Genomic DNA, 21,794 nt, shown 5'->3' on the forward strand with positions numbered 1-21,794 from the left:
CCCCACACTCGCCGCAGTACTCAGGAGAGGATCTCGCGCGCGATCGCCTCGACGTAGTCGGTCACGGTGATGTCCCGATCCAGGTAGGGGACCAGCGCACGGGTCCGCTCGTACAGCTCCCGCGTACCGGAGGACAGGCCCTCCACGCCGCGGATGTCCACGGCCTGGCAGGCGCAGAGCAGCTCGAACGCCACCACGTAGGTGGCGTTCGTGAGCACCTCCCGGGCCTTGCGCGCGGCGACGAACCCGAAGGAGACGATGTCCTGGAAGTCCGCCGTCGTGGTCAGCGACTGGATCGACATCGGCACGGCCAGTGCGCGGGTCTCCGCGGTCACCGAGGCGGTCATGAACTGACCGCCCATCAGACCCAGCCGCAGCCCCGGCTCCTCGCGGCACAGGAACGGAGGCAGACCGTTGCTGTTGCTTGCGTCCATGAACCGGTCGACGCGGCGGTTCGACAGGTTCGTCAGCGTCGCCAGCGCGATCACCAGGTGGTCCATGGCCATCGCCACGTACTGCCCGTGGAAGTGCCCGTTGTGGAAGACGTCGTCCTCGTCGGGCAGCACGAGCGGGTTGTCGTTGGACGAGTTCAACTCGTCCGCCAGGGTGCCCGCGATGGTGTTCATGCTGTCCAGCACCGGGCCCAGGATCTGCGGCGTGCAGCGGATCGAGTACGCGTCCTCGATCGGTTCGGAGCCCTTCTTGACGATCGTGCCCATCTCGCTCGCGAGCACGTCCTCGGTGTCCTGCTCGTTGCGTGCGAGTCCCGAGTCGGCAAGCAACTCCCACAGCTTGGCGGCGACTTCCCGCTGTCCGAGGTGCGGCTTGAGTTGGTGCACCCGCGGATCGAACGGCTTGGTCATGCCGCGCAGCCCCTCGATCGACAGGGCCGACACCCGGAGGTAGACGTCGAGCAGACGGCGGGCCCGCTGGTAGACCAGGCTGCCCAGGCCGACCATGCCGGACGTACCGTTGATCAGCGCCAGGCCCTCCTTGAAGCTGAGCTTCATCGGCTTCAGGCCGGCCCGGCTCAGCGCCTCGGCGCCGGAGAGCGTCTCGCCGTCGAACCGCGCCTTCCACTGACCGGCGCAGACGAGCGCGATCGAGGCGAGCGGGCCGAGGTCGCCGCTGGTGCCGAGCGAGCCCTTCTCCGGTACGCACGGCACGACCCCGGAGTTGTACACCGCGATCAGCTTGTCGAAGTTCTCCTCGGAGATCGCGGAATTCCCGCGCGCCAGGGAAACGATGCGGGACAGCATGATCGCGCGAACGGTGTGGTCGTCCAGGTGCGCACCGACGTTGGTGGCCACCGCGTTGATCAGGTTCTCCTGCAACTCCTGCGCCATCGAGACCGGCACCAGCCGATCGACGAATCCACCCATGCTGGTGTTGACCCCGTAGACCACTCGCCCGGCGTCCACGAAGGACACCAACGTTTCCCGGGACCGGCGGACCCGCTTGCGGACATCGTCGTCCACGGCCACGGGAATCGAGTTCCGTACGGCCGACTCGATTTCCTCCAGGCTGACCCGCCGACCGGCGGTGAGCGTGAATGTCACGGTGTCGAACCCCATTCTTGAAATCGATTGGAATCGGGACGCGAAGGCGCCTAATACATTTCATTGATGTCATGTGGGTGAAGGGCGAGCCAGGGGAATCGACCCCTAAGTGCCATGGGTGTGCCCCTAGGTTCAACTCCCGTGTGCGGAAAGGCGTTTGGGTTCGCGCGCGAAGCGCGCGGAGGCTGCTCCGGATAGGGGGACATCGGTCGCGTTTAGGGGTACGCAGCCCTGGCACCGCGTCACGGGGCACGGATTCAATGAGGCGTATATCCGAATCGACGACGTGCCCGACACCGAACACCACGGATGAGAGAGATCACGACGACATGAGCCTTCTCGACCAGCGGAATCCGTTCTTCGCCCACCCGCACCTGGCGGGCTCGATCTGGCCCGAACCGGTTCGGGACTCGTTCAGGGAGCGGGTCGCCGCGGTGGCCGGGGTCGGTTCCACCGGGATGGGCATGGGCGGCTACGAGCTCGAACCGCTCCTGGCCACCGAGTCGGAGGCGACGATCCTGGGCATCCTCAAAGAGTATGGCGTCGTGGTCGGCGAGCTGGAGCTTCTGCTCGGCTGGCACGCCGACGGCGAGGAGGGCGCGAACGCGCGCGCGTCCGAGGAGCAACTGTTCGCCTGGGCCGACCTGTTCGGGGCCACTCGAGTGAAGACGTCGGCGGTGTTCTTCCCGCCGGCCGAGCTGCCGCCGATCGAGCAGATCACCGAACGCTTCGCCGCGCTGTGCGACCGGGCCGCCGTGCGCGGGCTGACCATGGAGCTGGAACCCTTCGCCGTGTTCCCCGCGTTCCACTACGGCGTCGCGGCCGAGGTGGTCATCGCCGCGGACCGACCCAACGGCGGGCTCCTGATCGACGCGTGGCACCTGTCCCGCGACCCGCACGGCTTCGCCGCCCTGGACCGGGTCGAGGCCCGGCACATCACCGGCGTGGAGCTGTGCGACGGAGCCGCCGAGCCGAACGGCAGTCTGCAGGAGGACTGCGTCAACAGCCGGCTCCTGCCGGGCGAGGGCGACTTCGACCTGATCCGCATCGTGCGCACCCTGGCGGACAAGGGCGTCGACGTCCCGCTGTCGGTGGAGGTGCTGTCCGAGGACCTGCGCAAGGCGACCCCGGAGGAGAACGCGACCCGGACGACCGCGGCGGTCCGGGCCCTGCTGGATGCCGCACGCACGGCGTAGAGGGGATCCGACGGTGAACATTCCCGACCTGACCGGCCGCACGGCCGTGGTCACCGGCGCCAACAGCGGCATCGGCCTGCCCACCGCGCTCGAACTGGCCCTGCACGGCGCCCACGTGTTCGTCGCCTGCCGCAGCCCCGAACGGGGCAACGCGGCCGTCGCGCAGATCCGCAAGCGCGCCTCGTCCACCCGTGTCGAGTACGTCCCGTTGGACCTGGCCGACCTGGCCTCGGTCCGAGACCTGGCCAAAACGCTGGTCGACCGGCTCGACCGGATCGACATCCTGGTCAACAATGCCGGGGTCGGGATGATCTCGCGCCAGGTCACCACCGACGGGTTCGAGAAGCAGTTGGGCACCAACCATCTCGGCCACTTCGCGCTGACCGGACTGCTCCTGCCGCTCCTGGTGGCCGGCCCGGGCGCGCGGGTCGTGACGGTGTCCAGCGACAACCACGCCGAAGGCGAGATCGACTTCGACGACCTCCAAGCGGAGCGCAAGTACGGCCGGAACTCGAGCTACGCGCGGTCCAAGCTGGCGAACCTGCTCTTCACCCTGGAACTGCAACGTCGCGCCGACGGAGCCGGCGTCGACCTGGTCAGCGTGGCCAGCGACCCGGGTACCACGGCGACCAACATCGGTGCCCTGCCCCGCGTGATGAGCCTGATGATGCGGCTGTTCCTCCAGTCCGCGGACAAGGGCGCGATCCCGTCGCTGTACGCGGCGACCTCGCCCGAGGCGCGCGGTGGGGAGTTCTACGGGCCCGGCCCCAAGCGGATGACCCCGTCCCCGAAAGCCCTCGACGAGGCCGTCGCCGCGCGCCTGTGGGACGTATCGGAAAACCTCACGGGCGTGCGCTTCGCGGCGCTCGATCACTTCACACCCTGAGTGTGGCGGTCACGAGCGCCGACCGGGCCTGGGAGGCCCGGCCGGCGCTCGTGGACCGACCCGGTCAACCGGCGGCGGCCGGGACCCGCGATTCGGGTCGCGGATCGGCGACGGGGAAGAGTACGCGTTCCGCCAACAGCCCGAAGACCAGGCCGAACGTGGTCCAGATGACGGTATGGATACCGAGCGAGGCGACCCGGAAACGCCAAACCACCGTGGCCGAGAACTCGGCGGGGATCTCGTTCACCGTGGGCATCGCCCACATCGCTACGCCGACCGCGACCACGAACGCCGCGACCGCGAGCGGGACGGCGTTCCAGACCCCCAGCCGCGGGGTCAGCCGCCGGGCGAGCAGTACCGAGGCCGCCGCGAACAGCACGGACAGCGCGAGCATGCCGAAGTACAGCGCGGTGCGCCGCCCGATGGTGTCCGGGTCGCCGACCGCCGGCGGGTTCGCCGGGTACTTCAGGAACGGCACCACGATCACCGTCACGAACCCGAGCAGCGCCAGCAGCCCGGCCGTGGCACGAGGGCGGAACGGCCCGATCCTGCCGTAGGCGAAGGCGAAGACGAGAGCGAACAGGCCGCCGATGGCGATCCCGTACACCCCCACGCCGGTCAGCATGCCGATCGTGCTCTGCACGCCCCGACTGACGATCTCCTCTTCGGGATGGTCGCCGTGCGCACCCGCCTCGTGTTCCTCGAATGCGATCGCGTTCCGGACCTCCGGCTCACCGAAGACCCACGCGAACACCCACGCCAGAACCCCGGCGAGCACGCCGGTGAGCATGCCGCGGATCAACAGATTTCGCACCATGCGTGATGTCGACTTCCTGTATGGCGACCCGCCTCGTCGACGGGTCGCGCGATACCTGTTCCCTACGTGTCGCGCGGTGTGACCGGGCAACCGTCAGTGGCAGGGGAAGCCGAGCAGGTGTCGTCCGTCGTGCACGAACTCGTGCACACCCGATCCCGAGAAGAGCGCGACCGCGCCCTGTTCGGAGGCGACGAAGTAGACGAGGAACAGCAGGAATGCCCCGGCGAACGCGGCCCAGGGCAGGATCGCCTTGACCGGAATCGTGATCGGTGTGACGGCGGGACGGGGAACGGCGGCCTGAGCCACGGAATCCTCCTTCGGGGCAACGCGCCCGGATACGGGGTGCGTCGCGGGAGGGTCTGACTCACGGCCCCGGATCCCGCTCGCGCGGGGTCGGTTGCTCGATCACAGTGGCGCGCCCGTGCCGGAGTCTCACCGGCTTCCTCGTCGCGACGCGAGGTCGATCGGAATCTAGGGGTCGCCCGCCGACGGGGTCAACGGGCGCGGGCCGCCGGCCGAGATCTTTGTGCAAGTCTTGAACCGGGTGGATCGGGCGGATCGGGCGGGGTGGATCGTGGTGAATCGGGCAGATCGGGCTAATCGCGCTGGTTGGACTGGTTGGACTGGTCGGACGGGCCGGGTGGGTCGGGCTGGTTGGGCGGGTCGGGTGGGTCGGGCTGGTTGGGTGGGTCGTGCCGGGTCGGTCGGGCGCCGGCTGCGCAGGGGCGTGTTGTGAGTACTCGGGTCACCCTGCTGTGCCACGCCGCCACCGCCGCCACCGGGCGGGCCGCCTTCCCACTGGACGAACCGATCACGGCGCATGGTCGGGCGGCGGCCGAGCGGTTGGCGCCGCCGGTCGGCGGGAAGTTGCTTCGGGTGGTGCGCGGGCCGGAGTTGCGCTGCGCGCAGACCTCCGTCGCGATCGGTCTGGCGGATGCGTTGATCGAGCCGGCGCTGCGCGACTGCGACCATGGGACCTGGGCGGGGCGGACGCTGGACGAGGTGCTGGCCGCGGATCCGGCGGGGGTGGCCGCGTGGCTTGCCGAACCGGAGGCGACCCCGCACGACGGCGAGTCGCTGGCCTCGGTGCTCGACCGGTCCGCGAGTTGGCTCGACGAGCAGGCGCGGGGCGGGCACGGGCGGGTGGTCGCGGTTACGCACACGATCGTCGCGCGGGCTGTCGCGGTGCATGCGCTGCGCGGGGCTGTGGGGGTGTTTTGGCACCTGGATGTGGGGCCGCTGGGGCGGGTTGATCTCAGCCGGAATGGGGCGCGTTGGGCTTTGCGGCTTCGGTAGCGGGGGCTTTTGGCCTCAAGCGCCGGCCGGGCTGATTGGCCTCAAGTGCCGGCCGGGCTGATTGGCCTCAAGCGCCGGCCGGGCTGATTGGCCTCAAGCGCCGGCCCGGCTATTTGGCCTCAAACGCCGGCCGGGCTGTCGATGGCTTGCCCGGGCTGTTGATGGCGTGCTCGGGCCGTGGATGGCTTGGCTGGGCTGTTGATGGCGTGCTCGGGCTGTAGATGGCTTGCCTGGGTTGTGGACGGCTTGCCTGGACTGTGTAGATGGCGTGTCCGGGCTGTGTCGTGGCTTGCCTGGGGCGTGGATGGCTTGCCTGGGCTGTGTGGTGGCTTGCTGGGGCTGTGGGGGCTTGGTCGGCTGTCGGCTTTTTTTGGGGGGTGGGGGTGTGAGGGGTGGTCAGGTTGTTGCGGTGCCGGTGAGTCGGGTTGGGGTGAGGCGGATGACGACTCGGACCGACTCGGGGGGCAGCGCCAGGTATTCCTCGCCCGCACCGGGGCCCTCGTACTTCTCGGCCAACGCGACGGCGAGCCGACGGTCGACGTCCTCGGTGATCGTGGTGGTGCCGCGCACCTCCAGGTAGACGTCGGGATCGGCCGGATCGTAGATGGTCAGGCTCGCGCGCGGCTGCCGACGCAGGTTGCGCTCCTTCAGACGGCCGGCCTCCGACGAGATCAGCACGTCGTCCCCGTCGCGCCCGACCCACACCACCGAAGTCTGCGGCCCACCGTCGCGATTGACGGTGGCCAACACCGCCGGGTGAGCCCCGTCGAGAAGCTTGCGGGCGGCATCGCCCAACGAAATCGTCATGTTCGGGATCCTACGGCGTGCCCTCGATCGCGGAGGAGTGCGCGCGCTCCTCCGCCGAGCGCCGTTCTCGCGCCTGTGTGCGCCCGTGCTGCGCCGTGATTACATGCCGCGCCGCACGCACCACGGCGCACACCACTACGGGGCAACTTCGTGGAACCGGGGGGTGGATCACGGCCGTTCCAACCGATATCCATGTCCTCCCGGATCGAGAGGGGTGCCGTTGTCGCCGAACGACGAAGCCGAGGATCGACGAATTCCCGAGGGCCCGAGCACGGCCGATTCCACCCCGATCGAACAGTGGCCGGCCCGCAGCTTCCTCGGCCGGCTCTCCACGCCGGTCTGCCGCGAACTGCTTCGGCTGGGCACCCGTTGTCGATATCTGCCCCAGGAAACGATCATTCGGGAGGGCGACGAATCGCAGCACACGGTATTGCTGCGCAGCGGGATCACCAAGGTCACCGCCGCGCTGGAGAACGGGCACGAGTCGCTGCTGGCCATTCGGGTCGGCGGCGACGTGGTCGGGGAACTGGCGGCGATGGACGACGCGCCGAGGTCGGCGACCGTGACCGCCTGCGGCCCGATCGCCGCAAGTGTGGTGCGACGCTCGGAACTTCGACAGTTTCTCGGAGATCACCCCGAGGCGGCCATATTGATCGCCGGCGTCGTTGCGCAGAAGTTGCGTTGGGCGAACCGCCGACGCATCGAGTTCGGCGGCTATCCGGTCAAGGTGCGCTTGGCCCGCGTCCTTGCCGAACTGGCCGCCGAGCACGGTATTCCGGAGCCGCGCGGAGTCGTCATCGGCGTCACGCTGACCCAGCCGGAACTGGCCGCGCTGGTCGGCTCGGCCGAGGTCACCATTCACAAGGCGCTGCGCGAGTTGCGCGAGGAGCGCCTGCTGACGACCGGCTATCGGCGCACCACCGTGCTGGACCCGGCCCGGTTGCGCGCCCTGGCCCAACTTCCCCCGGACGGCCGCTGACCGGCTCGCACTCGGGCGGCCGGCTCCGGCAAACGCGTATTAGTACGACTCGCTGGGTGTTTTCCGATACCCGGTCGCACAGTTGACCCCACCGCGCGCTCTCCGTCGCGCATTTCCCCTTTGAAACGGACGAGTTGCCCATGACTTCGAACCTTTCCATCTCGCGCCTGCTGTGCCTGGCCACCGACGTGGAGCAGTACAGCAGGCTGGATACCCCGCAACAGGAGTGTGCACAGGCCGACTTGCTCGACATCCTCGACCGTGCGGCGGCACGCAGCGGAATCGACCGCTCCCGATGGGTGCGCCAGGCGCAGGGCGACCAGGAGTTCGCGGTGTTGCCCCCCGACACGCACGAGAGTGTGATCGTGGGCGACTTCGTCCGACACCTCGCAGGCTGCCTGGCGGAACGCAACGCCAATGTGCCGACCCGGGATCGACTGCGGCTGCGGATGGCGGTCCACGTCGGGGTGGCTCGCCCGGCCGCACTGGGCCACGCCGGGCAGACCCCGATCGCGGTGGCCCGACTGCTGGACGCGCCCGTACTCAAGCGGGTGCTCGCGCAGACGCGGACCACCGACCTGGTGGTCATCGTGTCCGACTCGGTCTTTCAGGACGTGGTCCGCCTGCGCGAGAACGGCCTGGACCCCGAGCAGTACACCCGAATCACGGTCCGGGCCAAGGAGTTCGACAGCCACGGCTGGGTGCACGTCCCGGAGCACCGACCCGCCGAACTGCGCGGATTCGCCACCGAGGACGACGTGGCCACGGCCGCCCCGGGCATCGGCGACGAGCGCCGCCCCCGGGCCGCATCGGAGCGGCGGGGCTCGCGCAGTTCCGGCGAAGGCACGCACGTACACCAGATCAAGGACGTCGGCGGCGTCACCTTCGGTGACCGCAGCCACGCGGCGCACAACATCACCATCAACGAACGCGACTGACGGACACGGCAGGTCATGGACAGCGAAAGCGGCACCCCGAGCACCGGTGGCGACCCACCCGCGAACTCCGGCACACCGAATTCCACGACGTCTCCCGTTGCCGACGGCGCCGAACGCGACGCCCCCGGCGGCGCCGCGCCCGACGGCGATGCGGGCGCGGCGCCGCCGTCCACCGAAGTCCCGGACGACGACATCGAGGCCGAGGCTGCACAGGCGGCGAACAACCGCGACCTGCGTCGGGCCGGTCTGGGCAACGCCTATGGGGGCGCGCATGTGCAGGGCACCACCCGGATCCGCGCCGCCGGCGTCGCGTACGGCTCCGGGTCCTACGCGGCGGAAACCATCATCAAGAACTTCTACTCCGACGCCGGCCGGCCCATCGACCCCGTCGACGGGCCGATACCCGGCGACACCCTGGACCGATTGCGCGAGACGTACGAGCGACCGGCCTCGCACTCGACGCTCGTCGCCACCTTGAAGGCCAAGGGCGTGGCCATCCTGTGCGGCGCCGTCGGCACCGGCCGAGGCACCACGGCGCGGCTGGCCGCCGAGGAGGCCCGCCAGGATCTCGAACGCGGGGGTGTGGTGGTGCTGGATCCGGATCTGGATCCGCGGGATCTGGCCGGCACCCGTCGACTGGAGCACGGCTGCGCACACGTGCTGGAGGGCGACGGCGCCGGGTGGGCGCGGCGGCTGCGTCCGCAACTCCTGCACCGTCTCGGCGTCCAGACCCGGGACCGGCCCCTGGTGATCGTGCTCGACAAGCGCGTACACCCGGACCGGGACGAACTCGCCGGTTACCTCGTCGAGCATTGCCCACCCGAACGCGAAGCGGTTCTGGAACGCCACCTGTGCCATCGCCTCACCGAACGCCCCGACGCCCCGGCGAAGTTGCTGGCCGCCGAAGCGGTGGTGGACGAACTGGGGCGCCTGCAACGGTTCACCGAGGTCGTGGCGCTGGCCGAGCAGTTGGCGCTCGACGAACTCAATGACGTGCCACCGGACGAGCTGGCCGAGGGGCTGCGCGCCAGGTTGCGCACGCGCGCGCAGTCGCTGCTGGGCCCCCCGGCGAGACCACTCGCGGGCGAGGGGTCACCCGCCGGTGGTCCGGACGAGAGCATCTCGCTGTGGTCCAAGGCATTCCTGCTGGCCTGCGTCGTGCTCGACGGCCTGTCGCTGACCCGGGTGAGCCAGGAGTCGCAACGACTGGCCGCACTGTTGCACGGCGTGCGCTCGCCCTCCTCGCCACCCGAGATGCCGTTGTTCCACGAGAGCCTGAACGACTGGACGGCGCACGAGGAGGTGGGGTTCACCGACCCCACCGGCGGCCGGGTCCGCAAGGTGCCGCACGACCCGGGTTGTCGTGTGGTGGTGCGCCAGCGCGGCCTCGTGCCGGTCGTCCTCGAAGTGCTGTGGCACGACCACGGCGGTGCGCGCGCTCCCCTCCTGGAGTGGCTGGCCGAACTCGTCGTGCGGGACGAGGAGCGCATCCGGGTGCCTGCGGCGCAGGCGGTCGGGCTGCTCGCCACCTTCGACTTCGACTTCGTCGAGTCGGAGCTGCTCCGACACTGGGCCGCCGCCGATGTGCGCACCGACCCGTTGGCCGTCCGGCGGATCAAGGCCGCCGCCTGGGCCCTGGAACGGGCCGCGACCGACGATCGACTCGCCGGCCGCATCCGCCGTCTGCTCAAGGGCTGGTCCGCCACCCGCAGGTATCAGGAGTGCGCCTTGGAGGCGTACGGCACCACCATCGGCGCGCTGTTCCCCGTCGACGCACTGGACGGCCTGGAGCGGATCGCCAGGTCTCGACAGCGCAGCGTGCGCGGTGCGGTGGGCGAGCTCTACCTCGCGGGATCGACCACCCAGGTGTTGCACCGGCTGGCCCTGTGGTCGGAGTCGCCCTTCCCCCTGCTGCACATCGACGCCGCGATGTGCCTGCAACTGATCAGCCGACTGCCGGCCGACCGCAACGTGCCGGCACTGACCCGATTGCTGCACGAACCCAACGCGCGGGCGGACCTGTTGCGGCTCACCCGGCGGATCATGCACAGCGCACACGACGGCGTCCGGCGCCGCGGTTGGGACATCGTTCGCCAGTGGGTGGACCGGGCCGGCGACGACGAGCATCTGGTGGCCGCGGTCGCCGAGTTCGTCGGCGACCTGTGCGCGGCCCCGGACGAAGGACTGCGTGCCCGGCTTCGGTTCCACCTGCGCCTGTGGGACCACCAAGGGGTCGGCAACGGCGCGGCCTCGGACATCGACATTCTCGTTCAGGAAAGGTGGTCGGCATGAGCTTCTCGTCCGGCACGACTCGCACCTCCGGCGGGTTGCCCCGCCGCCGCGGGCTGAGGACCTGGCTGCGTTCGCTCTTCGGCTCACCCACCCACGGCGGCGTCGACCTGCCCGAGGTGCTGACCGTTCATCGCACGACCACGATCTCCCTGGAAACCCCGGCCAGGGGCAACGGGTTCATGTTCCACCTCGACGTTCGCTGCGACTGGTGCGCCGAGGGCCGCTACGACGAAGCGGCCCTGCACCGAAGCATCGACACATACCAGGAAGGGCTTTCGGACCGGCTCGCCGATCGCATCCGCAAGCCCGCCCAGGAGCACGAGCCCTATCGGGTGGAGGACGCCGAGCGTGCCGTCAACGCGGCGCTCGCGGAGGGCGAGTGCTTCGAGAACGGGCTGGTGCGCTGCGCGACCCTGGCCCAGGTACGACCGGCGCCCGAGGTACGCGACCGGGAACAGGAGGCGGCGCTGCGTCGCCAACAGATCGAGCACGAGTACGACCTGTCCCGGTTGCGCGTGCGCCGGCTGCGCGAAGTGTCGGCGCACTGGCGGGATTTCCTGGCCGAGGGTCTGGTCACCGGCATCGAGGGCGGCGCCGACGGCACCCGCACCCGGGCACTGACGCCGCACGAGGTGGAGACGTTGTCCTGGATCACGCCGTGGGCGGTACTGCTCGCCGAGCGCCCGGAGGAGGCGGCGGTCCAGGTGGCCCGGATGTTCGACCAGCGCACCGGGCAGGTGCAGTCGTTCATCGACTACCTGAGTGCGCAGACCAGGGCTTACCAACAGATGGACATCTTCGACTTCGTGGTCACCAATGAGAAGCAACTCAAGAGCGCCATGCAGGTGTTCGGATTGCCGATGCCGGGTGCCCTGACACCTCGTTCCGGACCGTCCGAGCCGCTGCCCCGGTTCGACGAGAGCTGAGCAGGGAACCGCGCGGTGGCCCGATCCCCCCGCCGGCCATCGGGTGGCGCGGGTTCATCCGAGCAACGGCCCGACCAGGAACCACGATCCGCCCGTGACGGCCATCATGCCCGTGCAGACGATCGCCCGGGTGACATGGCGGTGCTTGGTCATCGCCACCTCCGCCACCACCCGGGCGAACTGCCAGATCTCCTGTTGCTCGCAACGATCCACACCGGTGGGTGGGGCGCCGTCCCCGGCGGCGAGCAGCGGCAGGCTGAACCGGTTGGGCGCGGCCGGCGGGTTCAACCGGGGACGCAACGCCTGGGCCACGCAGTAGATCCCGGCCACGAACCCGGATACCTGCGCCGCGAGCAGGACGACCGCGAACCACCCGAACGCACCACCCCGCTCCCAGGCATCGCGGATCGCATCGGCTCGGGGTATCGCGGTCGCCAGGATCCCTGCCTGGACCGCGCCCAGGATGCCGACCTTCGTGTCGGCGAACTGGGTGGCGGATTGCAGGGTGGCGAGCACGGCGAGGTCGGAACGCGCGTCCGAGGGCCCGGTACCGGGCCGGGCGGCGCGGGCCGGGCTCGGCGTCGGTGCGGCGGAGGTCGGTTCGGTCCTCGGAGCACCGGTGGTCGGGTCGGTCGTGGTCGAGGTACCGGGGTTCGGGCCGGCTGACATCGCAACTCCCGTGGGTCGGTGGGCCGGACACCTCCAGTAACCGCCGGGTGGGTGGCTTCGGAACAGCTACGAATGTGGATTCCGCCTCGAATCACCAGGAATTTCCAGTTGCCCGGAATTGCGGATCACCCAGAACTCCGAGTCGCCCGGAACTTCGGGTCACCAGGAACTTCGGATCGCCAGGAATGAGGACACGGTGACTGCCCAGACGGCGGCGTCTCCCGGACGCCGGATCGCGGTCACGATCGCGATGACCTTGACCATGCTCGGCACCGCTACCGGATGCGGTGCCTTCGAGACCCCCCAGGCGCGCCCCTGCGCGTGGTTGGGCAAGACCGACAACGATCGGGACGCCGACGCGGCGCACACCGTCGTTCTGGTGGACCGCACGGCATCCACCCGAGCCGGCAAGGACACCGTGGCGGGTCGAGACGTCCCGGACTGGCCGGCCACCCTGCTGGCGGCCGACTACCTGGCCCCCGAAGCGCTCGAAGGCGGAGATCTGTCCGTCTCCGGCTTCGACGGCACCCGAACCTCGATCGGATGGGAGGTCGATCGGGCGGTCGTCACCCCCGTGCACGGCGTCGCCCGGCGGCGTGCGGACGAGCGGCAGCGCCGCACCAACTGCCTCCGACAGCGCATCGGCGAGATCGCCGGCGGCACCGCGCGTACCCCGAACACCGACGTCCTGGGCGCGCTCGCCGCCACCCGCGAACAACTCGGCGCCCAGGGCCGACGGCGTGTGCTGATCGCCACCGACGGGCTGGTCAACACCGGCTGCGCGGACCTGCGTTCGGTCGGCTTCGACCGCGCCGAGATCGCCACGATCATCGAAGCCTGCGCCCGCGCGGGCGAGTTGCCGGACCTGGGCGGGATCGACGTGGCCATCCGCGGCATCGGCCACCTCGGTACGGGCAATCCGCCGTCGTCGGCGCAGACCGCGTGGCTCGTGGACCTGTGGCAGGGCATGTGTACCGCCGCGAAGGCGGCCTCGTGCCGGGTCGAAGGTGCCGCGCGGACCGTCCCGGCAGGCGGGCCCGCCGATCCGCTCGCCGAACCGCCGATCGACTTCCCCACGGGCAAGACGACGACCACCGGACCGGTGACCACCATCGTGCTGCCGGACTCGCTCCTGTTCGCCACCGACCGAGCCGAACTCTCGGCGGAGGCGTTGGCGCAACTGGACGCGGCGGCGCGCACGCTCACCCGGCTGGGACGGGTGCGCGTGGTGGTGACCGGCAACACCGATTCGCGCGGCAGCAAGGCCCGCGGTGAGGAGTTGTCCCAGGCCCGGGCGGACGCGGTGCGCACCGAGCTGCTCAAGCGCGGCGTCACGGACGTCACCGCCAGAGGAGACGCCGACCGCCATCCGATGTGCAGCCCCGAATATCGCGGCACGGTGCCCGACTACCGGGCCATGGCCTGCAACCGTCGCGTCGAGATCGTCGCGACCGTGCAGCGCTGACCGCGGCGCAGACCGGGGTCGGGGTGGCCGCCCCGACCCCTCCCGCCGCCTTCTCAAGCACTTTCCGGTAGCGCTTCCCCGCACCACCACCACGTATCGACACCACGTATCGACACCACGTAGCGCTTCGTCGTATCCGAGACAACGAGAGGTCCAGCGTGTCCATCACCCACCGATCGCCGACCTGCCAACACGGCTGCGGTTGTGAGATCAGGAACCTCGTGCACCACGCCGAACAGGCACCCCCGCACGATGCCGAACTGCTGGACAACGGCGAGATGCAGGTGTTGTTGCGTGCGGTTCGGGAAGTCGCCGAAATCGTCGGACACAACCGGGAGCGGCTCGGCCGGGGCCGCACCAAGGTGATCGCGGCCCACTCGGACAGCGAACAGGCGGTCCGGGCCCTGGCCCGATTCGAGTCGGCAAACACCCTGCCGGCGGCCCGGAGCGCCCACGAGGCCGTCGAGGCACGCCATCACGAGGACGGTGCGCACGACCGGCGTCGCCGGGACGCCTGGATCCGGATGTTGCGTTGGCCGATGGTGCTCGCCCTGGGCGCGTTCGACGCGTGGTTCTTCAAGCAGGTCTTCCAGGACCTGACCGTCGACGGCGAGTCGCCGTCGCGCGCGGAGCAGGTCGTCTCCTTCCTGCCCGGAGTGGCCCTCGCGGTGGCGATGTTGCTGGCCGGGCACGTGATCGCGTCTCCGCTGCACCGCCTGCGTGACGCGCTGCGGGAACGACTCCGGGACCGGCCGGGGATGGCGGTCCTGACCGGTTTCCTGCTACCGGTGCTCTATCTCCTGAGCGTACTGATCACGGTGGGCATGTGGGCCGTGTTGCGGGTGGGAGACGCGGCCAAGGAGGCCGACGCGACGATCGCGCAGCGCTACCCGGCCGGTTCGGTGGCCGTCCTGATGCTGGTCCTCGCGCTCACCGCGATGGCCATGAAGGTGGTTGCCCACAATCCCTACGCGGACAGTGCCGTCGAGGCGCGTCGGCGGCTGCGTCGGGCCGACCGTAGGTATGCGCGGTTGGCGCGTCGGGTCGAGGTCAAGCTCTGTGCGCACGAGCAGGTGTGCAGCGATCTTCAGGCGGTGTGTGACGAACTTGCGGCTCAGGTCAGGCTGGAGAGCATGCGGGTCTGGGAGAGCGCGATTTTGCGGGCACGCATGCTGCACGGTCAGGCGGGGCACCTGCCGCCCGCCCTCGAACCCGGCGCCGTCACCGCCCAGGCCGCGGCGGCCTCGGCGCTGTTGTTTCGGGGCGTGGCCGAACCCGGCCCCGAGCTGGGGCCGTTGGTGGAGGCGCGACGGGTGCTCGCCGAATATTCCCCGACCGAGCTCAAGGAGCGATGGGAGCGACTTGTGGCCAGGCTCGAAGAACGCCCGGCTGTGCGTGGCTGACGAGGGGCAATGCGGATCTACGGCCGGATGACGGTTTTCCCGAGGGGGCGGCCGGTGAGTTGCTCGCGGAGGACGGTGGGGAGTTCGGGGAGGGTGATCTCGTCGGTGATCAGGCGTTCCACGGGCAGGGTCGGGAGAGTGGTCAGGGCGGTGGCGAAGTCGGCGGAGGTGGTGCCGTAGCTGCCGGCGACCGTGACCGGGCGGCCGGACCACGTGGTGTGGACCGCGTGTTCGTGCCGGCGGACATGGTCCAGGTCGACGGGCAGGCCCGACAGTTCGTCGCCGGGCGCGGTGCCGCCGTAGAGCAGGGCCAGACCGGACGGGACGAGGACGTGCAGGGCCTCGGCCAGGATGTCCGGGCGGACGAAGCTGGTGGCGATCACCGCCACGTCGAAGGTGGAGGCGGGCAGCGCGGCGATGGCGCACACCTCGAAGCCCCGGTCCCGGAGGAACTTCGCCCGGTCGGCGCTGCGATTGGCCAACGTGACGTCGGCGTCCGCGAGTTCGGCCAGGCGGGCGATCAGCAGACCCGCCGCGCCCGCGCCGAGCACGACGACCCGGCGGCCGGCCGGCGAAGTGCCCAGGTGGCCGGCCAGTGCCGCGACGCAGTGCCCGGCACACGCGAGCGGTTCGGCGAACACGGCCTGTCGGGAGGGGAGCAGGTCCGGGACCCGGGGGAGTGCGGTGAGCAGGCGGTCGGCCGGCCCGGCCGCGTACATCTCGGTCGCGAAGCCGGTGGTGCGGGCGAGCCGTACGTTCGGGTCCAGGGCCACCCGCCGACCGGTGGGCAGCCGATCCGGAAGGGTGGATTCGGTGATCACGCCCACGAGTTCGTGCCCGAACTGGCTGGGGCCGTGCCGCTCGCGGGCCACCTCCTTGAGGTCGGAGCGGCACAGGCCGGCCAGTTCGACCCGGATCGACACCCGGTGCTCACCCGCCGGCGGGTCCGGCCGGTCGTGCCGCAGACAGGGGCCGTCCGGGCCCAACTCGACCCTCATTCCTGCGAGTCCGAGGGGGTGGTCGTGGTCGCCGCCGCGGACTCGGCCGGTCGAACCGGCGGGCACGGTGTACCCGCGGCGGGGCGATCCGACCGCGTCTCCGGGACCGACCGCGTCTCCGTGCCCGACCGCGCCGCGGCGGCGGTGGGTGCTGCGGCAGCCGTACGGGCCGCCGGAGCCGGAGTCGGACCCGCGTGCGCCGCCGAAGCCGTGCGCGGCGCCGGAGCCGGATCCGGATCCGTGCGCGGCGCCGAAGCCGAACCCGAACCCAAGCGCGTCGCCGAAGCCGGCGCCGTCGGCGCCGTGTGCGCCGTCTGCGTCCGCAACATCTCCAGCGCCTCGCCGAACCCGTCCGCGATCAGATGCGCGTCGGTCGGGGTCAGGATCAGCGGCGGGCGCAACTCGATGACGTTGCCCAGGCCGTGTTCCGACACGCGGGTGAGGATGCCCCGCGCATGCAGGTGGCGCTGGAACGCCTGGGCCAGCTCCGGTGCCTTTGCGCCGTCCGGGCGGACCAGTTCCACGCCGATCATCAGGCCCGGCCCGCGGATGTCGCCGAGCACGGGGTGCTCACGCTGGAGCGCCCGCAGCCGCTCGCTCAGGATCGCCCCGACCCGGCGTACATTGGCCAGGAACCCGGGTCGGCGGACGATCTCCAACGTCTTCACGGCCGCAGCCGCGGCAAGCGTGTGGCCGCCGTAGGTGAACCCGTGCAGCGACCGGTCCCAGTCGGCCATCCGCTCCTCGGTCAGGATCGCCGCGAGCGGCAGGCCGCTGCCGGTCAGGCCCTTGGAGACGGTCATCATGTGCGGGGCGACGCCGAAGTGGTCCGCCGCGAACATCTCGCCCGTCCGGCCGAACGCGGTCTGGATCTCGTCGAAGATCAACACGATCCCGTGCTCGTCGCACAGCGCCCGCAGCGCCTGGAAATACCCGGGCGGCGGCACGATGTTGCCGCCCATCCCGCTGATCGGCTCGATCAGCACACACGCGACGCTGCCGGAACTCGCGTACGTGATGAAGTCTTCGATCCGCTCCACGCACAACATTCCGCAGGTGTCCGGCGTCTGCCGGTAGAAGCAGCGGAAGCAGTACGCGTCGGGCACGTGCAGGGCGCCGGCGGCATGTGCCGGAAACGGCGCGCGCATCCGGCTGCTGCCGTTGAACGCGGTGGCCGCGATGGTCTGCCCGACGTGGCCCCGGAACGGCACGATCACATCGCGCCGCCCGGTGTGGTGTCGGGCGATCTTGATCGCGCCCTCGTTCGCGGTCGAACCGCCGCTGCTGCGCAGGTTGACCCGGGTCAGGCCGGCCGGTGCCAGGTCCACCAGATCGCACATCAGTCGGTCGGTGGGCTCGGTGCGGAACGAGGAGGAGGCGAAGACCAGTTCCTCGGTCTGTGCGCGCACGGCCGCCATCACTTCGGGATGGTTGTGCCCGAGCACCAGGTTGAACGTCCCGGACACGCAGTCCAGATACTCCCGGCCGGTGGAATCCCACGAACGAATGCCCTCGCCGCGCACCAACACCGCGTTGCCCAACTGGTATTGCGCGACCTGCACGGCCCCGGCTGACGCTTCGCGTGCCGGCTCAGTCATCGCGGTGGTCCGCGTCCAGCCAGGCCAACTGGGTGCGGACCCAGGCCTCCAGGGTCCACGGTTCGGCCACCCGGCGCCGCCGCTCGGCCGCCGCCTTGCGCTCGGCGGCGGGTGCGGTCAGCGCGGCGACCAACGCCTCGGCCTGTTCGACCAGGTCGAAGGGGTTGACCGTGCGGCAGACCGGACCCAGGATCTCCGCCGCACCGCACATCTCGGACAGGATCACGTCCGCATCCCGCTCGTTGACCAGCGGTGCCTCGAACGTGCTCAGGTTCTGGCCGTCCACTGTCGAGTTGAACATCAGCACGTCGGCCCGACGGAAGCAGCCGATGGTGTGCTCGACCTCGTTGTCGCAGTGCAACCGCACGGTGTCAGGGCCCAGTTCGGCGTTCGCCTCGGCGATCGTGTACTCCACGCGGCGCAGGTATTCGGCGTTCGCCTCGACGTAGAGCCGATTGGGATTCATCCGGATCAGCAACCTGGACGAGCGCACCGACGGTTCCAGGCGATGAGCCGCCACGAAGGCTCGCACCGCACGCTCGGCGTTCTTCATCGGGTCGGTCCGGCCGCTGTGCACCACCAGCGGCGCGTCGCCGGCCCACTCCGCGATCCCCTCCGGGAGGCGGGGCCGGTCCGCCTCCAGGGCGAGCGGACTGTAGCCGAGCGGCATCGTGCGCACCCCGGTGCGCCGGCCGCGCCAACGCACCACGCCCGCGTTCCGGTCCACCTCCGCGTCGGGTATCAGATCCGCCACGCAGTCCAGGAAGTTGCGGCACCAGCGCTCCGCGAAGAAGCCGATGGTGGTCGCGGGCAACATGCCCTCCAGGATGCCGACCCGCATCGCCTTGGGCAGGATCCGCCAATAGTCCGGCGACGGCCACGGGATGTGTACGAAGAGCAGGATCGGCGCGCTGGTCCGCACGGCGCGCAACCTGGCCGGTACGCCGACGAGTTGGTAGTCGTGCACCAGGTAGGCCGGGTCCGCCACGTCGGCCGAGTCGGCGAGCAGCGCACCGGCGAAGTCCTCGGTGAACCGGGCGAACCGGTCCAGCGCGGCGTAGGTCTCGGTCCCGAAGGTCGGCGTCTTCCACCTGTCCCAGCCGTAGTTGTTCGCGGCCCACATCAGCTGTGCGGTGAGGAAGTTCTGCACCACCTCGAAGGTGTCCCGATCGTGCCGGAGCAGGCGGACCCGGATGTCACGGCCGGAACGCAACCGCAGGTCCAGGCCGTTCGGATTCTCCCGGGCCGCCCGATGGTCGTCGTCGGTATCCGCGCTGGCGATCCAGGTGACGTCGAGCACGCCCGCCTGCTCGGCGACCACGTTTCCGGTGCCACCGGGGGCGAGCCATGGTCGCAACGTGCCGCACTCGGGATCCGGGGCGAAACTGACGGCGGCGCGCTTGCTGGCCAGGAACAGATGACGGTCCATCAGGGCTGGTCCCTTCCGAAGACGACGGGGGCGTCGAAGGCGGCTGAGGCGTCGAGGGTGGCTGTGGCGTCGGTGTCGGCTGCCGCTGCGGTGTCGGGGGTGTCGGGGGTCCGGTGCGGCCCGGGCGAGGGGTGCTCCGCCGGCGCGGCGATCAGTGCGGCATCCGCGGCGAAGACGTCCACCGGTGCCAGCCCGCGCAGTTCGGGCAGGTGCGCGGCGCGCTCGCTGTGCAGGCACGCGTTGCGCGGGCGGCACGCGTACGCCGTGTCCCCCTGCGGCACGGCCGTCACCAGCGCCGGGTCGACGCCGTAGGTCGTCGCGATGTGCCGGGCCCACCGGACCCGGGAGAGTCGGCGCGGACCGCCCAGATGCACCACGCCCGTGTGCGGCGAGTCGAGCAGCGCGGTGGTCCAGGCCGTCACGTCGTCGATCAGCACGGGCGTGTTCCAGTGTTGGTCCGGCACCGCGACGGGTGCGCCGACGGCGAGGCGTTCGGCACACGTGGTGAAGAAGTTCGGCCGCAGACCGGCCCGGTCCCACCCGTACACCAGGCTGACCCGCAGCACGAGCGCGTCGCCGCCGGCCAGATAGGCGGTCTCGGCGGCCAGTTTCGCGCGGCCGTAGGCGTTGGCCGGCGCGGTGGGGTCGGATTCGGCACAGCTGTCCGCGTGTCCGGCGAACACGTTGTCCGTGGAGATCAGCAGGGTCCGCGCGGTCCGACCCGCGAGCGCGGAGACCACATGCCGGGCCCCGGCCGCGTGTACGGCCGCCGCCCCGGCCGGATCGGCCTCGCACCAGGTGATGTCCGAGGGCCCGTGGGCGGCCACCACCGCGTCCGGGCGGACCGCATCGACGACGGTACGCACCTGGCCCGGATCGGCGACGTCCACCGGGAGCCAGCGCAGCCCGCGGGTCTCCGGAGTGCGCGGGCGGCGCCGCGAGCCGAGCACGACACCGTGGCCGAGGCGGCTCAACCGGGTACCGACGTGGCCGGCTATGTACCCCGACCCGAACACCAGGACCCGGGTCATCGGGAAACCCCTTTCCGGTTCGACCCGTTGGGCCGGTCGGGCCGGTGCGAACCGCTCGGCCCGCCCGATTCGCGCGATCCGCTCGGCTCACTCGACCCGTGCGATCGGCTCGGGCCGTGCGGCGAACCTCGGTCGTCCGCACGGTCGGTCCGGCCCGCCGGATCCGTCGCCGGGTCCACGCTCCGGCCCGCCGGGCCCACGGTCGGGTCCGCCGCTTCCGCCGGATCCGTGGGGTCCACCGGATCGGTACCCGCGTCGGCCTCCGGATCACCGGTCCCCTCGGTCGGCAGCAGCCGCAGTGCCTGACTGCCCGTCACCACCACCACCCCGCACAGCGCGACGAGGCCGAGGACGGTGCCCAGGCCGAGGTGCCCGGCCAAGGTGCCGACCAGCGGCGGAGCGCCCAGGAAGCCCGCGTACGAAACCGTCGTGACCAGCGAGATCGCCTGTGGGCGCTGCTGCGGGGCGACCGCGCGCCCGGTCGCCGCGAGCAGCGTCGGCACGACCGGGGCCAGCCCGACGCCGGCGAGCGCGAACCCGGCGAGCGTGCTCGCGGTGGACCAGGCCGCCGCCGCGACGGCGAGTCCGAGGCCGCCCAGTGCCCCGCCGACGAGCACCAACGCCCGGTCGCCGACGCGTTCGCCGCGCCACTGGGCCAGCATGCGACCGACGGACAGGCCGGCCATGTAGGCGGCCGGGCCGCACGCGGCGAGGAACGAACCCGCGCCGAGGTCGTCCGCGAGATGGATCGCGCCCCACTGCTCGACGGTGTTCTCCATCAGCAGCACGGTGCCGCCGACCGCGCCGACCACGAGCAGGGCGACCAGAAGCCGGCCGTGCGCGCGGTCGGTCCGCGCGGCCGGTTCGGGGTCCGGCTCCTGCTCCTGCCACCGCCGCCGGTCGATCGCCAGGATCGCGCTGAGTGCGACCAGCACGGCGATCGCCACCAGGATCGCCCGTGCGGACGCGCCCAGATGCAGGGCCAGGCCGACCCCCGGGGCGGCGAGCACCATCGCCAGCGGGGTGGCCGCCTGGACCTTGTTGAACAGCCGCTCGCCGGTGAGCGCCTCGCGTGCGGCGGTGGTGGCGTTCAGCGCCACCTCGATCGCGCCGCTGGCCGCACCGATCAGGAGCAGCGCGGCGGCGAACGTCCACCGGGATCCGGCCATCGCGACGGCGAGGGTGCCGAGCGCGAACGCGGCGGTCACCAACGGCAGCGTGCGCGGCCCGAGTCGCCGCGCGAGCGGCCCGGTGAGCAACATCGCGGGTACCGCCGCGACCGGGACCGCGAACAGGGCCAGGCCCAGTTGCCGGTCGTCCAGCGCCAGTTCGTCCTTGAGCGTGGGGATCAACGCGGCCCAACCACCCCAGAACAGCCCCCAACTCGTCGCGGGAGCCACCAGCCCGAGCACACCGCCGCCGTGCCGCATCGACGCTCCGTCCGTGAGGGGTGACCCAGAGTGCCGCCCACCGTACTGCCCCGTCACCACTCTCGGCCGGCATCC

Annotated in this window: 19 protein-coding genes and 1 riboswitch; of the genes, 9 read left to right on the top strand and 10 right to left on the bottom strand. The window is 70.9% G+C overall.

The annotated features are described in order from the left end of the window. Positions 1-20: 20 nt before the first annotated feature. Positions 21-1,559 carry a phenylalanine aminomutase (D-beta-phenylalanine forming) gene (locus ACIBM5_RS23940; protein WP_396008675.1) on the bottom strand — a complete coding sequence of 513 codons (1,539 nt, stop codon included), beginning with the start codon at positions 1,557-1,559 and terminating at the stop codon, positions 21-23. 329 nt (positions 1,560-1,888) lie between these two features. Here ACIBM5_RS23940 and ACIBM5_RS23945 point away from each other — a divergent pair, with 329 nt between their 5' ends. Both ACIBM5_RS23945 and ACIBM5_RS23950 read left to right on the top strand, forming a co-directional pair. Continuing rightward, a complete protein-coding gene (locus tag ACIBM5_RS23945; RefSeq protein ID WP_391586225.1) occupies positions 1,889-2,755 on the top strand; it encodes a sugar phosphate isomerase/epimerase family protein in 867 nt (288 codons plus the stop codon). 13 nt (positions 2,756-2,768) lie between these two features. Further along, entirely contained in the window at positions 2,769-3,641 is an 873-nt protein-coding gene (locus ACIBM5_RS23950; RefSeq protein ID WP_396008676.1) for an oxidoreductase, read from the top strand. 64 nt (positions 3,642-3,705) lie between these two features. Here ACIBM5_RS23950 and ACIBM5_RS23955 read toward each other — a convergent pair whose 3' ends face one another. Both ACIBM5_RS23955 and ACIBM5_RS23960 read right to left on the bottom strand, forming a co-directional pair. Continuing rightward, entirely contained in the window at positions 3,706-4,458 is a 753-nt protein-coding gene (locus tag ACIBM5_RS23955; RefSeq protein ID WP_391586223.1) for a CbtA family protein, read from the bottom strand. 93 nt (positions 4,459-4,551) lie between these two features. Beyond that, complete coding sequence (locus ACIBM5_RS23960) at positions 4,552-4,764, bottom strand: CbtB-domain containing protein (RefSeq protein ID WP_391586222.1); 213 nt, start codon at positions 4,762-4,764, stop codon at positions 4,552-4,554. A gap of 51 nt (positions 4,765-4,815) precedes the next feature. Then, a riboswitch (cobalamin riboswitch) is annotated at positions 4,816-4,902 on the bottom strand. A 288-nt stretch (positions 4,903-5,190) separates the two neighbouring features. On the opposite strand from ACIBM5_RS23960, the gene ACIBM5_RS23965 reads away from it, so the two are divergent. Then, on the top strand, positions 5,191-5,754 hold the full coding sequence (locus tag ACIBM5_RS23965; RefSeq protein ID WP_396008677.1) for a histidine phosphatase family protein: 564 nt from the start codon (positions 5,191-5,193) through the stop codon (positions 5,752-5,754). Positions 5,755-6,150: 396 nt separating this feature from the next. Here ACIBM5_RS23965 and ACIBM5_RS23970 read toward each other — a convergent pair whose 3' ends face one another. Continuing rightward, a complete protein-coding gene (locus ACIBM5_RS23970) occupies positions 6,151-6,561 on the bottom strand; it encodes a PPOX class F420-dependent oxidoreductase (protein ID WP_391586220.1) in 411 nt (136 codons plus the stop codon). Between the two features lie 220 nt (positions 6,562-6,781). On the opposite strand from ACIBM5_RS23970, the gene ACIBM5_RS23975 reads away from it, so the two are divergent. The 4 genes from ACIBM5_RS23975 (at position 6,782) to ACIBM5_RS23990 (ending at position 11,696) form a co-directional block, all read left to right on the top strand. After that, on the top strand, positions 6,782-7,540 hold the full coding sequence (locus ACIBM5_RS23975) for a Crp/Fnr family transcriptional regulator (RefSeq protein ID WP_396008678.1): 759 nt from the start codon (positions 6,782-6,784) through the stop codon (positions 7,538-7,540). 140 nt (positions 7,541-7,680) lie between these two features. Beyond that, positions 7,681-8,478, top strand: coding sequence for a hypothetical protein (locus ACIBM5_RS23980; protein ID WP_396008679.1), 798 nt, complete (start codon positions 7,681-7,683; stop codon positions 8,476-8,478). A gap of 15 nt (positions 8,479-8,493) precedes the next feature. Beyond that, complete coding sequence (locus ACIBM5_RS23985) at positions 8,494-10,770, top strand: hypothetical protein (RefSeq protein ID WP_396008680.1); 2,277 nt, start codon at positions 8,494-8,496, stop codon at positions 10,768-10,770. Beyond that, on the top strand, positions 10,767-11,696 hold the full coding sequence (locus ACIBM5_RS23990; RefSeq protein ID WP_396008681.1) for a hypothetical protein: 930 nt from the start codon (positions 10,767-10,769) through the stop codon (positions 11,694-11,696). Before ACIBM5_RS23985 ends, ACIBM5_RS23990 begins: the two co-directional genes overlap by 4 nt. A 54-nt stretch (positions 11,697-11,750) precedes the next feature. Here the strand turns inward: ACIBM5_RS23990 and ACIBM5_RS23995 are convergent, their stop codons facing one another. Continuing rightward, positions 11,751-12,365, bottom strand: a complete 615-nt coding sequence (locus tag ACIBM5_RS23995) for a hypothetical protein (RefSeq protein WP_396008682.1) — start codon at positions 12,363-12,365, stop codon at positions 11,751-11,753. Between the two features lie 196 nt (positions 12,366-12,561). Here ACIBM5_RS23995 and ACIBM5_RS24000 point away from each other — a divergent pair, with 196 nt between their 5' ends. Beyond that, on the top strand, positions 12,562-13,830 hold the full coding sequence (locus ACIBM5_RS24000; protein ID WP_396008683.1) for an OmpA family protein: 1,269 nt from the start codon (positions 12,562-12,564) through the stop codon (positions 13,828-13,830). 158 nt (positions 13,831-13,988) lie between these two features. Beyond that, complete coding sequence (locus ACIBM5_RS24005) at positions 13,989-15,233, top strand: hypothetical protein (RefSeq protein WP_396008684.1); 1,245 nt, start codon at positions 13,989-13,991, stop codon at positions 15,231-15,233. A gap of 17 nt (positions 15,234-15,250) precedes the next feature. Here the strand turns inward: ACIBM5_RS24005 and ACIBM5_RS24010 are convergent, their stop codons facing one another. From ACIBM5_RS24010 to ACIBM5_RS24030, 5 genes are read right to left on the bottom strand one after another with little or no spacing between them, the layout of a single operon-like run. Continuing rightward, a complete protein-coding gene (locus ACIBM5_RS24010; RefSeq protein ID WP_396008685.1) occupies positions 15,251-16,231 on the bottom strand; it encodes an alcohol dehydrogenase catalytic domain-containing protein in 981 nt (326 codons plus the stop codon). Further along, the gene (locus ACIBM5_RS24015) at positions 16,228-17,829 is read right to left on the bottom strand and encodes an aspartate aminotransferase family protein (protein ID WP_396008686.1); all 1,602 of its coding nucleotides are present in this window, start codon (positions 17,827-17,829) and stop codon (positions 16,228-16,230) included. The genes ACIBM5_RS24010 and ACIBM5_RS24015 overlap by 4 nt, the downstream gene beginning before the upstream one ends. After that, a complete protein-coding gene (locus ACIBM5_RS24020) occupies positions 17,822-19,258 on the bottom strand; it encodes a trehalose-6-phosphate synthase (protein WP_396008687.1) in 1,437 nt (478 codons plus the stop codon). The genes ACIBM5_RS24015 and ACIBM5_RS24020 overlap by 8 nt, the downstream gene beginning before the upstream one ends. Continuing rightward, positions 19,258-20,289, bottom strand: a complete 1,032-nt coding sequence (locus ACIBM5_RS24025; RefSeq protein ID WP_396008688.1) for an SDR family oxidoreductase — start codon at positions 20,287-20,289, stop codon at positions 19,258-19,260. The genes ACIBM5_RS24020 and ACIBM5_RS24025 overlap by 1 nt, the downstream gene beginning before the upstream one ends. Then, positions 20,286-21,719 carry an MFS transporter gene (locus ACIBM5_RS24030; RefSeq protein ID WP_396008689.1) on the bottom strand — a complete coding sequence of 478 codons (1,434 nt, stop codon included), beginning with the start codon at positions 21,717-21,719 and terminating at the stop codon, positions 20,286-20,288. Before ACIBM5_RS24030 ends, ACIBM5_RS24025 begins: the two co-directional genes overlap by 4 nt. Between the last annotated feature and the right edge of the window lie 75 nt (positions 21,720-21,794).

Source organism: Embleya sp. NPDC050493 (genome assembly GCF_044458105.1).
Classification (GTDB): domain Bacteria; phylum Actinomycetota; class Actinomycetes; order Streptomycetales; family Streptomycetaceae; genus Embleya.

What these genes read in the sequence shown, in the direction of transcription:
- ACIBM5_RS23945 (WP_391586225.1), top strand. Translation starts at nt 1,889, where the DNA reads ATGAGCCTTCTCGACCAGCGGAATCCGTTCTTCGCCCACCCGCACCTG.
- ACIBM5_RS23955 (WP_391586223.1), bottom strand. Translation starts at nt 4,458, where the DNA reads ATGGTGCGAAATCTGTTGATCCGCGGCATGCTCACCGGCGTGCTCGCC.
- ACIBM5_RS23970 (WP_391586220.1), bottom strand. Translation starts at nt 6,561, where the DNA reads ATGACGATTTCGTTGGGCGATGCCGCCCGCAAGCTTCTCGACGGGGCT.
- ACIBM5_RS23980 (WP_396008679.1), top strand. Translation starts at nt 7,681, where the DNA reads ATGACTTCGAACCTTTCCATCTCGCGCCTGCTGTGCCTGGCCACCGAC.
- ACIBM5_RS23985 (WP_396008680.1), top strand. Translation starts at nt 8,494, where the DNA reads ATGGACAGCGAAAGCGGCACCCCGAGCACCGGTGGCGACCCACCCGCG.
- ACIBM5_RS23990 (WP_396008681.1), top strand. Translation starts at nt 10,767, where the DNA reads ATGAGCTTCTCGTCCGGCACGACTCGCACCTCCGGCGGGTTGCCCCGC.
- ACIBM5_RS23995 (WP_396008682.1), bottom strand. Translation starts at nt 12,365, where the DNA reads ATGTCAGCCGGCCCGAACCCCGGTACCTCGACCACGACCGACCCGACC.
- ACIBM5_RS24010 (WP_396008685.1), bottom strand. Translation starts at nt 16,231, where the DNA reads ATGAGGGTCGAGTTGGGCCCGGACGGCCCCTGTCTGCGGCACGACCGG.
- ACIBM5_RS24015 (WP_396008686.1), bottom strand. Translation starts at nt 17,829, where the DNA reads ATGACTGAGCCGGCACGCGAAGCGTCAGCCGGGGCCGTGCAGGTCGCG.
- ACIBM5_RS24020 (WP_396008687.1), bottom strand. Translation starts at nt 19,258, where the DNA reads ATGGACCGTCATCTGTTCCTGGCCAGCAAGCGCGCCGCCGTCAGTTTC.
- ACIBM5_RS24025 (WP_396008688.1), bottom strand. Translation starts at nt 20,289, where the DNA reads ATGACCCGGGTCCTGGTGTTCGGGTCGGGGTACATAGCCGGCCACGTC.
- ACIBM5_RS24030 (WP_396008689.1), bottom strand. Translation starts at nt 21,719, where the DNA reads ATGCGGCACGGCGGCGGTGTGCTCGGGCTGGTGGCTCCCGCGACGAGT.